A 13,001-nucleotide genomic window follows, 5' to 3' on the forward strand; every position below is an offset into this window, starting at 1 on the left:
CTGCTTCTCATTTCTCTGCTTTCTCACTCAATTAGCAGCGCGCCCTATCCGCGTAAAGGACGTTTTAACGATGGTTGGTAGTAATCGTTACTGGTTTATCATTCTCGCTATTTTTGCGATAGGCGTGGCGAAAGTCTCCAGCCATAAAGTCGCTATTCAATGGCAAATGGAACAAGCACAAAGACAAGGCGAACATCGCTTACTCAACTACATTGGCGAAGCTCGACGCTCGCTGCAACGTTTCTACCACCTCCCCTTTCTGGTAACGAATGACGACGTTAGCCTGCGCTACTTTAAAGGTGAGGGTTCACTTGAACCGCAAATTAAAAAGCAGTTGCTCCAATTAGATAAAGCCGCCAATACCAAAGGCTGGTATATGCTGTCTTCGAGTGGCGATGTGCTTTCTTCCAGCATTGAACGTCGCAATTTAAGTGAAGCAGACATTGAAACCATTGTTCAGCGTATCCATGCTCAGCGCGAAGCCATCTCCGTCGTAACAAAAAGCAAAGGCGCCACACCAGACTATTACCTTGCGGCACCCATCTACCTGAAATTCGATATTGTCGGCATTGCGGTAGTGCAAATTGACCTAAGCCTGTTAACCGATCAATGGTTTGCCGATGATGAAGTGATCCTGTTTCAAAACGCGCAGCAGCAATTCTTTTTATCCAGCCACCGCGCACTCAATGCAGACTGGTTTAATGAACATTTCAGCATTGACGAGATGATGAGTACGCAAACGCTTTATGATCAGTCGCACGTTAAGATATGGGAACTCAACCGTAAAAAATATCTGGTTCAATCCGTTACTCTGGATGACCTAAACTGGCGCCTAACTTACCTAACCCCGCTACAATCCCTTTATCAGACTGTAGGCTGGCTGAGTTGGAGTGTGGCGGTGGCCTGCTTGTTTGTGCTGCTTCTGCTGGTGATTCGCTTTCAGAGATACCAAAAACAGCTCGGTAATCAACGCATCCAACGTCTGATCGAAGAGTCAGAGAAACGCCTGACTGGCATGATCAACAAAACCCACGTGGGTTTATTACTGCTGGATAAAAACGGGGCCATTCACGACATTAACCTGATGGCAAAACGCTATTTCAGCCTGTCTGATTCAATGATTGGCAATATTCAAGCATGGCAATTGTTTGATGCGGGTAATCCTAATTCCACTACCCTACAACTGCTGAAAAACTTAGCTGAGCACCAAGAGCTGGCAGAAATCAGCAGCGTTGAAACTATGGCAAGGCGCAGCGATGGCAGTTGTTTTCCGGTTATGTTTTCAATCAGCCTGTTCCCTTGGGATTCAACCAACTATTACCTCTGTACCATCATTGATATTAGTAAGCGTAAGAAAGCGGAAATTGCCTTACAAGATGCCAATAAGCACTTACAACAGCGGGTACAAGAGCGCACCCAAGAACTCGAAAGCACACAGAAAGAGTTGATTGAAGCGAGTAAGCTCGCCGCGCTGGGCAGAATGTCGAGTGCGATCACCCACGAACTCAACCAGCCTTTGACGGGGTTGCGCACCCTGCTTTCCAGCAATCAATTACTGATGGAACGCGGTGAAACCAAAATGCTCAAAGCCAACATGGCTCTGGTCAATACGCTGATCGATCGTATGGCAAATATGACCTCTCAGCTTAAATCGTTCGCGTTTAATCGGCTTGAAAAACCGCAACCTGTTTCGTTTACTGATGCGTTACAAGAAGTGTTGCGCATTCAACAAGCCGCTTTGGACAACGTAGATATTCGAGTGCGAATCGCCTCTGATGTTTCGATGGTGATGGGAGAAGAAGCGCGCCTGAGACAGGTGCTGGGGAATTTGATCAGTAATGCGATTGATGCCACCAAAGGTCAGCCGACACCTAAGATCACCGTGGCAGCCCATTGCGACAACGACAAAGCGATTATCCAAGTCACCGATAACGGTTGTGGCGTGGATGAGGATAAGTTAGCCACCATTTTCGAGCCGTTCCATACCAATAAGAAAATTGGTGAAGGGCTTGGATTAGGGCTCGCGATTACCGCGAATAATGTGCGCGATATGCAAGGCACTATTTTGGCCGAGAATAACGCCGAGCAAGGGATGACCTTTATACTGAAGCTGACTCTCGCTGATTAAAAGAGTGCTGATTAAAAACAAGAAAGGCCTAACATTATTTGCTAGGCCTGTTGCGATAATTCTAATTGGAATAGATTAGCTTAAGTTCAACGTCACACCATCGGTAGTCGATGCACTTCTTGTCGTTACTTGATAATTCTGATCTTTCACCGTATCAAGCAAATACCACGTCGAGCTCGCTTCGGTTTGAGTGAAGCTCACGCGCATAAAGCCACGCTGTTTAATATCCGCCCATTGCAGTTCCTGAACCAGAGACGGCAAGACAAACTCCATCTGGCCAATCACCGCGGGATCTAAACCTAAGTACTCTTCTAAACCCGGCGAGCTCACCGAATTGGTGGCAAACTCGACTCCGATCGGCTCCCCGCTAAGGTTTTTCAGCTCGCTCGTCCAAGCATTGTGGGTATCCCCTGCTAAACAGACAAAGTTGGCATCACTCTGTTTTAGCGTGGCGTAGACCCGTTCTCTTTCCGCGTAGTAACCATCCCACGCATCCAAGTTATAAGGTAATGACATTGGGTCCGAACTTGGATCCGCCAGATAATGACCAATCGCGGTTTGTACTCCGGCCAATGCGGCTGGCTTTTGCTCATCGGGGGCGGTAAACAGATTAAATAACGCCAACATCACCGAGCTAGGCAGCTCCATTTTTGACATCAACACTTGCTGCCCAAGCACATTCCACTTCGCGTTATTCGTTGCAATTTTTTGTGTTAACCATGTCAGTTGTTCCGTGCCAAGCAATTCCCTTGCTGGGTTTCTGGACTCGGCCACCAACCCACCAATCGCTTCCATTGTGGGTGCCGACAGCGAGAAGTAGTCGAGCGGTTTATCTCTACCGACTAAGCGCGTATCCAGCATCATCAAGTTAATAAGATTACCGAACGAGAACTGTCTGTAGATCAACATATTGGAAAACGTGTTTTCCCTGACTGGTAGCCATTCGACCCACGCAGCGGCCGCCGCTGCACGCCTGTCATAAAAACTGCCTTCCGTGTCTTGATGGTTCTCTGCGCCGTCTTTCCAAGTGTCATTCGCCAGCTCGTGATCATCCCACACAGCGATCATAGGTAGCGACGCATGCATAGCTTGCAAGTCGGCATCTTGTCGGTATTGCGCATATCGTTTTCGGTAGTCGTCTAACGTCACGCACTCAGTGCCTTTGCTTGGCGTGCGGCCCATACTCGTAGCGTCTTCGGTTGCGTAACCACCATCCCCATACTCGTATATGTAATCGCCAAGATGCAATACCACATCAAACGGCGCGTTTTCATGCTGCTTTACGAGCTCGCGGTACACGTTAAAGTACCCCGCCGGATAGTTCGCGCACGACACTACCGCCATCGAGACTTGGTCAAGCGAACCTTCAGCCAATGTTTTGGTCACACCTGTCATGCTGACCACATCGCTAACCATGAAACGGTAAAAGTATTGAGTGCTTGGGTTAAGGTTTGTCACATCCACTTTCACCGTAAAGTCACGGCTGGTATCGGTGTTAAATACACCGCTTTGCACTATGTTAGAAAAGTCTGATTGTGGTGATACTTGCCAAGTAACATCCGCATTGCTGGCCGTGGTGGTAATACGCGTCCAGATGATCACTTGAGTCTGGGTCGGGTCACCGCTTGCCACCCCGTGTTGAAAAGAAGTACTCACTTCGCTGCTATCAGAGTTACAACCGATTAAGCCAGTAGCCACCGCCGTTGATGTTGCGGCTTTAATAAAGTCTCGACGAGACAAAGACATGGTTATTTTCCTTTGTTTTTATTCACTCAGCGCACTTTACGTAGTCGATGAGTATTTATTCCAAGGCAAATAACTTAGGAAACAGATATGACAATTACATGTCTGAAGGTAACAAAAATACGATTTTTAGTGTTTTTACTCAGTTTTAGTCACAGTATATGAAATAAAACAAGCCACGATAGCGATGTTGCTGGCTATCGTGGCTGAGCTTTATCATGACGCTTATTGCCCTGCATACCACAACTGAGCATAAAGACCTTCATGATTCAGCAGTTGTTGGTGAGTGCCGCGTTCCACAATGTGTCCGTCATCCAGTACCAAAATCTGGTCTGCGTCTCGCACGGTACTTAAGCGATGGGCAATCATGATGACGGTTTTGTCTTTCACGAGCTCCGTTAGCGCCTGCTGAATATGGTACTGCGTTATGGCGTCGACCGAGGCTGAAGCCTCATCCAACAAGATGATCGGTGAGTCTTTAAGTATCGCGCGTGCAATCGACAACCTCTGACGTTCACCACCGGAAAGGCTCGCGCCACTTTCTCCGACGGATGTGTGGTATCCATCCGGCAATTGCTGAATAAACTCCTCACAGTAAGCCAATCGACACGCTTCGAAGACCTCTTCATCGGTAGCACTTGGCCGCCCAATGCGCACGTTGTCGATAATCGTGCCATCAAACAACTGAACCTGCTGAAACACCATGCTGATGTTTTCGTAAAGTTTTTCGCTCCCGATCGCTCGAATACTTTTATCACCAATAACAATATCGCCCTGATTAGGATCGTAAAAGCGCGCTAATAAATTAACGATGGTACTTTTCCCACTACCAGATGGCCCAACGATCGCGGTGATCGTTTTTGCTGGCGCAGTAAAGCTGACATTGTTCAGCACCGTGGTGTCATCGTAGCCAAACTCTACGTTTTCAAAGCGGACGGTATATTCATTGACGCCTTCAGCCTGCTCAGGTTCTGCCAGCAATTCTTCCTCATACAAGGTATTGAGCTTTTGCTCGCTCTGCACGGCATACCTTAGCACCGAAAGGTGTTCTCCGAGTTCAAGCAGTGGCGAAATCACTCGGTAAGCCAAGAGCATAAACAGCAGTAGAGTCAGTGGGCTTACGCTACTGGACTCGATGGCGTTCGCTGAGGCAAGTAAGAAAAACACCAAGCCAAATTCAATCAGTAAACGATACAGTACAATAGGGCCAGCTCCCCACTGTTCGACCTTAATCGACAAGCGAACCATCTCATCAAACTGACGATACAATTTAGTCAGCCAGAGATCGGCCTTGTTGTACAAACGCAACGTTTTTATGCCGGTAACAAACTCCACAATCAAACCGGATGTGTCACGTGAGGCCTCTTGCTTCGTTTGGCTCATTCGCACGTATAGCTTGCGTGTCAGTTGCAGTACCACAAACGCAACAGGGAGGCAGATTAAAAAGCTCAGCGCGAGTCGCCAGTCAATCCACATGAGTCCCACGAGAAGCAGCAAGGGTATTAAAAACGAGGTAAACAGATCGATAATCATGTGCGTGAAGATGTTCTCTATTTTGACCACATCTTCCGTCGCCATATCGGTCAATTGACCTGTTCGATAGCGATAAAGCGTACCCAGCGGCAACTGGTGTACCCGATCCAGTAGCTTTTCTCGGTAACCCGCCATGATGGCGTAGCTGCCCAAAAAGCTGTTCTTGTGTGCTTGCATGGCGCAAAACAGCTGCACAACAAATATAGACACTAAAACCGCCGCCAATACGGCGACTGAAGGGCTAGCGATAGCTTCACCAGCCAGCAAAACGGATTGCAACCACCAGAAGCAGACCAGCATGGGCACCACATCAAGCAAACGCTCTACCAAGCGCCATGTTCCACCAATAATGAATTGAGAAGGTGATCGCTCACTCTGCCTGATAATTCGTAGCGCAACCTTTAAAATACTATCAGTTTTCATACGCGACCTCCTTATTCCCTGCCGTATGTGTACGTGCGCCGATCGTCCAGTTTTCACTGTCACGCTGAAGCGTCCAAACCTGCTGATAATATTCATTGCACTCAAGTAGTTTGGTGTGAATGCCAAGCGATTCAATCGCGCCGTTTTCAATGATCGCGATTTGATCGGCACCTTCTAAGCCGTAAGTTCGGTGCGCGATCACCAGTACGGTTTTCTCTGGGTAGCTGTGTTTCAAAGCACGGTAAAAGGCCTTTTGGGTCAAGCTGTCTGCAAACGCGGTCGCTTCATCAAGCACCAAGATTGGCGTATCTGCCAGTAATGCTCTGGCCAATGCGATTCTTTGTTTTTCCCCTCCAGACAGGCGTACACCTTGTTCCTGAAGCTCAGTATCTAAACCCTGCGGCAAACGGTTGATTAGCGCTTTCGCCTGAGCCACCTGCACTGCTCGGTTTAGGTCATCGTCAGAGATCCCATCCCTGGCCAGCTTCAAGTTGTCGCGTATCGACCCTTTGAATAGGAACACATCCTGCGACGCAACGGCTATCAACGCCGCTCTCTGCTGGCTACTAAGCTGTGACACTGATGTGCCGTTTAGAGTCACGTCTCCTGAATCGGGCAACAACAAGCCAGCGAGCAATTGCGCTAAGGTCGATTTCCCTCCGCCCGAACGCCCCATTAAAACCGTCGTGGTGCCATGTTGTAAGGTGAGATTCACGCCGTTAAGAACTTGTCTTTCACCATAGCTGAACGACACATCTTGGAACTCTATCTGATAGGGAGAAGCGATATCACAAGCAGCGTTATCATTTTCCACACTCGGCGCCGTCAATATGGGTTCAAGTCGCTTTACGCTGACCAATATATGTTTGATCTCGTGGAAAAAATTACTCACTTTAAGCAGTGGACGCAGCATTCCTGCCCCCAAAACAACCGCCATCAGGATATCCAATACGCGCACTTCGCCCGACTGATATAAAAAAGCGCCAACTGGCAAAATCACTAACAGATTGGCCCCTAACAGGCTGGTATAAAAAGACCAACGTGGCACCGTAAATTTGGTGATGGTGGCCACAACACCATAGTAATTGCTCAGGCTATCGATCATCATCTTGAATCGACGACTATCTTGCTGGAACAACTTCATCACAGGCATATTGCGTAGGTATTCAACCGTGGTGTTATTCAAATGAACGGAACGTTTGTGGTAGTCCTCAAAGAGTGAGCCCATTCCTCTAGTCACCAGCATCGAACTTAGGACGGCGAGCGGCGATACTACCAAAGCCGCCAGCGCGAGACGCCAATCGACCCACATCAAATAGCCAGTCACAACCACAGGCCCAATCGCAGAAACCGATACTTCGACCGTATGGTGGGCAATAAAGTTTTCGACTCGTTCCACATCTTGCAAAGCCGCGAGCTTTAATTGCCCAGAGTGGTAATCCTGCAACCAGTTTACAGGCGCCCATGCAAGGCGGGTGACCAGAGCACGGCGAGTATGGGTAAGCACACCAAACGCCGCTTTATGACTAAACCCATAAGCGACGAGATAAACCAGCGTTTTGGCGACTAAAGCGAGTGCCATCCACAACGCGGAGTCATACAGCGCGGCTTTCAGTTCTGTCGCGGTGAGCGTGTCTTGATAATGCCCCAACACCGACTCTATTGCCTGAAACAGCAGCCAAAATGGCAACAATTCGAGCAGGGCCGCTACTGCCGTAAACGTCATGGAGATATACAAAGCCCCGCGCTCAACCGCAGCCATTTTCCACAGCGAACGCCAACCTGGTTCGTCTTCGGGTATAGACATGGTATTCATCCTTCATTAACCATCAATCACAATGCACCCGATGATAGGAAGGCCCGCGCAAACAAACTACTCGATTCGGTCAGGTTCTGCCCCAATCGGATTTAGTGACAAATAGCCCCAACCAACCATAAAACATAAGCCACTGATAAATATTGATATTTTAAATAAAACGATCAAAATAATGCGTCAAGATAAGTGATAATAAATATCATTAACATATGTTACTATTTGAATATTAGACTGGATAACGCGCCTGCCTGTTTACAAGATGGGGAGGCAGATAAAGAATGAGTGGAGATATGGGTGCGAACAGCGTTGTTGGGCAAGTCACTGGCTTAGCAGAATTTCAAGATCTGGACAGTGAAACCACTGTCACTATTCAGCCCGGTTTAGCGGTCTCGGTTTATGGCTCAAGGCTACAACAGTTAAATGCCTCCTTCCCCAGTGATGATCAGTACATTCACCTGAACTATTTATTAAAAGGCCAATTTAAGGCTCAAGTTCGCGGTACAAAGGTACATCTTAATCAAGGAGAATCTGTGATGGGCTTTTCCTGTGGCGAACCGTTTGAAGTGCTCAACTCGCCTCCTTATCGTAACCTGGATATACGCATCACCCCACAGCTACTGAGTAACCTCGTAGAAAGTGAATCAAACCATGACAACTTTCTCGGTATTGATTTAGCCCGAATTGGCTTTTTTATTAAGCCTGCATGCAGTACCTCAAAACTTAGCACAACGGCTAACCACATAGCCGCGTTGATCGACAAACCTGACAGTAAGCTCCTACTATACTCTGCGGTGTTAGAGTTTATTCACTGGCAGCTTGAAGCTTTTAAAACACAAGCCATAAATGAGAATTTGTCCCTAAGAGAGCGGTTTCAATTAGAACTGGCGCGAGATTATCTATTAAAAGATTTGAGTCAGCCCCCTACTATTGCCAATATCGCCGCTGTGGTGGGTTTGCATTCTGGTAAATTGAAAAAAGGCTTTAAACAAATGTACGGCGATACCATCTACGCTCATTTCCAAAAAGCGCGAATGAAGAAGGCAACCACACTGCTAAAAGACAACAATGTAACAGAGACGGCGATGATTCTAGGGTACAGCAACGTGAGCCATTTCAGCGCTGCATTCTTTAAAGAGTTGAACATCAAACCCAAAGAATTCAGACGTCAAACATTGCCAACGATGTCGGACTGAGTTTGTTCTTGCTCTCAAATAACAGGGGTCACATGGCAATAAAAAAACCTTTTAAGCGATTACTTCCTTTACTGCTTCTCCCGAGTGCTTGTGTGGCCAGCGAGAGATTAGAAATGGATGAAAATCTACGCGCTGGCATAGAATCAGCGATCACAAAAACCGACTTAACGGTCGTAGTACAGGAAAAAAGTGCGAAGCTTCTTGCCGAGACGGAAGAAGATGGCTGGGTCGCCGAGCAGATCACCGCTAAAGTAATTAGCGTACTCAGCGGTCAGGGGGTTACCGAGAAGCAACTCTTAAATTACATTCAATATACCGAGCTGGATTCAACGAATACTTTATCGCAAGAGGCTGTCATGGTGAGTCTCTGTAAAGAAGCAGAAACCTGGTATGGCGCAGGCGTTGGGACCTATTTCCAGCTCTCACCAGAACAACTTACCGCTGCAAAACAAATTGCTGAAAAGCATCAAAACCAACCAAGTTCACGAGCATTTTGCGAATAAGTAGAACAAGGCAGGCAGATAAATAGCAGAGCCAAAGACGACCCTGCTTAGATTCCTACGAGACTTTTGACTCCTCGTCTTGTTCGCGCGCATTAGCTTCTAGGCTCTTGCGGCTTCGTTCATACCAATCGACTTTTCGCGTGATCAACATGACTAAGCTCAAGATCGCGAAGCACAGCAACGTTCCCATCAACAAGGCGTAGCTTTCTGCTTGCAATAACCCGAACAGCATCGCGTAAAGAGACAGCAAACTCACCCCAAAGATCGCACCGTGCTTGCTGTTGTTAAGCATGCCGCCTACATACGTTGCCAACAGTCCAGTCGATGCTACCGCAGAAACCACATACGCCCAATTAAACCCAATGTGTTCGCTGAGTGAGATCAGCAACAAGTAAAACAGCGCTAGTGCTAAGCCGACAAAGCCATATTGGATAGGATGTACCGGACGCGCTTGAAACAACTCCAACAAGAAGAAACTCGCGAACACTAACGTCATCACAAGTAGAGAGTAATTCACTGCACGGTGAGATTTTAAATAATGGTCTACTGGGTCAATAAGCTCAACGCCCATTTGGCGCCGGTCAAGTTCGTAACAATGTGAATTGTTATACATGCAGTTTTCAAACAACTGAATAATGTTGGACGAAAAATTATTGCTTGCCCACTGTGCTTGGAATCCAGATTCCGAGATCTCCGATGAAACTGGCAAGTAGTCACCAATAAAGCTTGGGTGCGGCCATTCAGAAGATAGCGCCACACTGGTCGTCTTACCTATTGGCGTGACTTGCAGTTGTCCCATCCCTTGCAGCAAAAAGTTTAAATCAAACGTGAGCGGCTTCGTGCTGTCTAACTTGTTGATGTCGAGTTTAGTATGAAAGCCTTGTGATAATTGAGAGATGCTTGTACCAGGGGTTACTTCAATAGCATCACCATTGAGTTTCATATCATCCAATCGGATCAGACCTCGACTGTCCTTAATGCCTACCGCCAGACTGATTTCTTTGATATCAAATTGTCGCAACTCATCCAATTCAGACAAGTCAAAGCTCCCCTCCAAATGACTCTGAGCTTTATACAACCGCGCCTTGTAGATACCACGATATTTTTCAAAGCTTTCCAAGTGAGCGTTCATATCAAAGGTTTCTGGCAATAGGAAGGACTGACGCTCGATCGTTTGGGCTTTGTCATCCTGAGTCACCACTTCCGTGTACTCAACACTGATAAACGGCCCAATAATTCTCTGCTCTCCACTGCTGCTGCGCGCAATGTCCTGTCTGACATCTTGTTGACGTATCGAACGTTCGGAGATCAACCCGCTCACCATAGAAACGGGAATTTGCAGAAGCAACAATAGGAACAGCACCAAGCCAAACTTGATACCAAGATGATTACTTAGGATTTTTTTCATTGTTTATTCTCCATAACTGATGCTTTCACTCTAAAACATCAATTTGGAGAATAAATGTAGCGAATGTGGAGTTTTTATGGAGTTGGCAGGATTAGCGTCACTTTAACGCCATCGGTGACATTTTCGACCTTCAGTGATCCCTTGTGCAGTTTCGCAACCTGTTCGACAAAATTCAGCCCTAATCCAGTACTTTTGATGCCATTTTCACGCGGCAGTGAGTAAAAACGCTCAGTCACTCGCGCCATGGCATAATCTGGTATGTGCGGACCACGGTTGTAAATGGAGATCAATAAGCTCTGGTTCTGTTTACAAACTCGCCATTCGATCTCACTCTGAGGCTGGGCAAAATCAAGTGCGTTATCCATCAGATTAAACAGCGCTTGTTTAAATAAGAAACTATCGCCTTTGATAAGGCTATTTGGTCTTGCCTCTATCGAGCACGTTAACCCTTTGGCACTTAATTTCGCATCCGATGCAGAGCGTATCTCGCCCAATACTGCGTCAGTCTTTATCGACTGCAGACTTTCCAGCTCAGGCCGTTTTTCAACACGCGCCAACTCCAGTAATTTGTCGATTAATGACTGCATTCGGTCACTTTCGCGCTCAATATTGTTGGCAAAGCGCGCGATCTTCTCTTGAGGCAGCGGCATTTGTAAAATCTCGCTCGCGCCTTTGATTGCCGATAGAGGGCTTTTCAACTCGTGAGTCAACGTTTCCACATACTCTTCAACGTACTGCTTACCATCAAGCTGATTACGCATTTTTTCTAACGCATCGCTCAGCGTGCCATATTCATAAAATACGCGAAATGTGGGTTTCTCGACTTTTTTACCCTCACCCATTTTGACGGCGTAGTTTTCCAGCTTGTTGAGGGCATCATGAATGCGCCACGCAAACAAAGCACCAGCCACCAGCACTAAACCACTCATCCACACCATCCAAAACAGCACATTGCGTTTGGACAAATCGATAAACGGCTGCACAGAACGGTTTGCTTTCGCCACCGTCACGCTACCGATTATCTCGCCGTCGTTATATATAGGCGCTGCAACATGCATCACGGTAGAAAGGGGATCATTGGGATCTTCAATGGTACTGCGCGCACCATACTGACCACGCAAAGTCAGGTAAACATCGTTCCACTGAGAGTAATCTGCACCGACATCTTGTTGCCAAGAGTCTGCAATCACGATGCCTTGGCTGTCAGTAATATAAATACGATGGTTGATGGACTTTTTACCAATTTCCCAAATACGGGCTTTCGGCTCTCGTTGCCCATAGGCCGTCAGTAATTTAGAAAATCGACTTTCCGAGATTTGCCCGCTTGCGACATCTTCTTCAACCAGAACCGCGAGCAAATTGGCCATATCGACCAATGTTTCTTCTGTCGTTTGGCGCACGGTGGGTTTGAGTTCTTGAATCACAATCGTGCTGACCATGTACGCGGTTAGGCCAACCAAAATGAAATACAGGAAAAAGAGCCTTAACCCAAGCGGAATCTTAGGCCAACGACTCATAGCTCGACCTTAGCGCAGTAGAAATAACCAAAGCCACGTTTCGTGCAAATTCGTTCCGACATACCAAAAGGTTTGAGTTTGTTACGAATGGCTTTGATGTGCGAATCAATATTGCGCTCATAGGCCGCGGCGGGTGTCATATCAGCGGCAACCATTAACTGCTCTCGGCTCAACACATTGGATGAAACCGTAATCAGCTTATTGAGGATTTTGAATTCCACCGCCGTTAAGCCGAGCATCTCACCTTGTACGCAATAATCAAAGTTCTGTGGCTGCAAGTCTTCACAACATGTCGGTTCCGCTGGCAGCTCTTGCGGTAGGGTTACTCGGGATTTTATCCGCAACCTGATACGAGCAAGCATCTCTCGCGGGCTAAACGGCTTAGTCACGTAATCATCCGCACCAATTTCTAGCCCGACTACCCGATCGATTTCATCGTTTCTGGCGGTCAGAAAAATAATCGGCAAATCAGAAAAATCCCGAATAGTTTTACACAATTCAAAACCGTTGCCGTCTGGTAGCCCGACATCCAACACTAGCAATGCCGGTTGATGCGTTTTTAGGTAAGTTAACCCCTCTCCTGCGGTCGAAAACCATTCAGTGTTATAGCCATCCACTTCCAGTACATGGATTAGGTTTTCTGCAATTGCTGGTTCGTCTTCAATAATGACGACTGTGAATTGAGCACTCAATGTTTGAAACTCCGCGCTGATCTGCTTGATACATATGTTTTCAAA

General features: G+C 47.1%; 9 protein-coding genes. 3 read left to right on the forward strand and 6 right to left on the reverse strand.

What is annotated here, in order from left to right:
* Positions 1 to 70 precede the first annotated feature (70 nt).
* Positions 71 to 2,128 (forward strand): PAS domain-containing sensor histidine kinase, encoded by a 2,058-nt coding sequence (locus VNE01S_RS10610; protein WP_053393877.1) that lies wholly within the window; start codon positions 71 to 73, stop codon positions 2,126 to 2,128.
* Between the two features lie 75 nt (positions 2,129 to 2,203).
* On the opposite strand, the gene VNE01S_RS10615 is transcribed toward VNE01S_RS10610, so the two are convergent.
* The 3 genes from VNE01S_RS10615 to VNE01S_RS10625 form a co-directional block, all read right to left on the reverse strand.
* Positions 2,204 to 3,874 (reverse strand): alkaline phosphatase D family protein, encoded by a 1,671-nt coding sequence (locus VNE01S_RS10615; RefSeq protein ID WP_053393876.1) that lies wholly within the window; start codon positions 3,872 to 3,874, stop codon positions 2,204 to 2,206.
* Positions 3,875 to 4,096: 222 nt separating this feature from the next.
* Positions 4,097 to 5,827 (reverse strand): ABC transporter ATP-binding protein, encoded by a 1,731-nt coding sequence (locus tag VNE01S_RS10620; RefSeq protein ID WP_053393875.1) that lies wholly within the window; start codon positions 5,825 to 5,827, stop codon positions 4,097 to 4,099.
* Positions 5,817 to 7,634 (reverse strand): ABC transporter ATP-binding protein, encoded by a 1,818-nt coding sequence (locus tag VNE01S_RS10625; protein WP_053393874.1) that lies wholly within the window; start codon positions 7,632 to 7,634, stop codon positions 5,817 to 5,819. The genes VNE01S_RS10620 and VNE01S_RS10625 overlap by 11 nt, the downstream gene beginning before the upstream one ends.
* Before the next feature lie 287 nt (positions 7,635 to 7,921).
* Between VNE01S_RS10625 and VNE01S_RS10630 the strand changes: the two genes are divergently transcribed.
* On the forward strand, positions 7,922 to 8,836 hold the full coding sequence (locus VNE01S_RS10630; protein ID WP_082331627.1) for a helix-turn-helix domain-containing protein: 915 nt from the start codon (positions 7,922 to 7,924) through the stop codon (positions 8,834 to 8,836).
* A 113-nt stretch (positions 8,837 to 8,949) separates the two neighbouring features.
* Positions 8,950 to 9,339: a hypothetical protein gene (locus tag VNE01S_RS10635; RefSeq protein ID WP_053393872.1), complete on the forward strand. Its 390-nt coding sequence runs from the start codon at positions 8,950 to 8,952 to the stop codon at positions 9,337 to 9,339.
* Positions 9,340 to 9,394: 55 nt separating this feature from the next.
* On the opposite strand, the gene creD is transcribed toward VNE01S_RS10635, so the two are convergent.
* The 3 genes from creD to VNE01S_RS10650 form a co-directional block, all read right to left on the reverse strand.
* Entirely contained in the window at positions 9,395 to 10,747 is a 1,353-nt protein-coding gene (gene creD / locus VNE01S_RS10640) for a cell envelope integrity protein CreD (RefSeq protein WP_053393871.1), read from the reverse strand.
* A gap of 74 nt (positions 10,748 to 10,821) precedes the next feature.
* Positions 10,822 to 12,264: a two-component system sensor histidine kinase CreC gene (gene creC, locus VNE01S_RS10645; RefSeq protein WP_053393870.1), complete on the reverse strand. Its 1,443-nt coding sequence runs from the start codon at positions 12,262 to 12,264 to the stop codon at positions 10,822 to 10,824.
* Complete coding sequence (locus tag VNE01S_RS10650) at positions 12,261 to 12,956, reverse strand: response regulator (protein WP_053393869.1); 696 nt, start codon at positions 12,954 to 12,956, stop codon at positions 12,261 to 12,263. The genes creC and VNE01S_RS10650 overlap by 4 nt, the downstream gene beginning before the upstream one ends.
* Positions 12,957 to 13,001 lie beyond the last annotated feature (45 nt).

Source organism: Vibrio nereis NBRC 15637 (genome assembly GCF_001591105.1).
GTDB lineage: Bacteria > Pseudomonadota > Gammaproteobacteria > Enterobacterales > Vibrionaceae > Vibrio > Vibrio nereis.

Coding starts and splice junctions, on each gene's coding strand:
- creD (WP_053393871.1), bottom strand. CDS start 10,747: ATGAAAAAAATCCTAAGTAATCATCTTGGTATCAAGTTTGGCTTGGTG.
- VNE01S_RS10610 (WP_053393877.1), top strand. CDS start 71: ATGGTTGGTAGTAATCGTTACTGGTTTATCATTCTCGCTATTTTTGCG.
- VNE01S_RS10630 (WP_082331627.1), top strand. CDS start 7,922: ATGAGTGGAGATATGGGTGCGAACAGCGTTGTTGGGCAAGTCACTGGC.
- VNE01S_RS10615 (WP_053393876.1), bottom strand. CDS start 3,874: ATGTCTTTGTCTCGTCGAGACTTTATTAAAGCCGCAACATCAACGGCG.
- VNE01S_RS10620 (WP_053393875.1), bottom strand. CDS start 5,827: ATGAAAACTGATAGTATTTTAAAGGTTGCGCTACGAATTATCAGGCAG.
- VNE01S_RS10625 (WP_053393874.1), bottom strand. CDS start 7,634: ATGTCTATACCCGAAGACGAACCAGGTTGGCGTTCGCTGTGGAAAATG.
- creC (WP_053393870.1), bottom strand. CDS start 12,264: ATGAGTCGTTGGCCTAAGATTCCGCTTGGGTTAAGGCTCTTTTTCCTG.
- VNE01S_RS10635 (WP_053393872.1), top strand. CDS start 8,950: ATGGATGAAAATCTACGCGCTGGCATAGAATCAGCGATCACAAAAACC.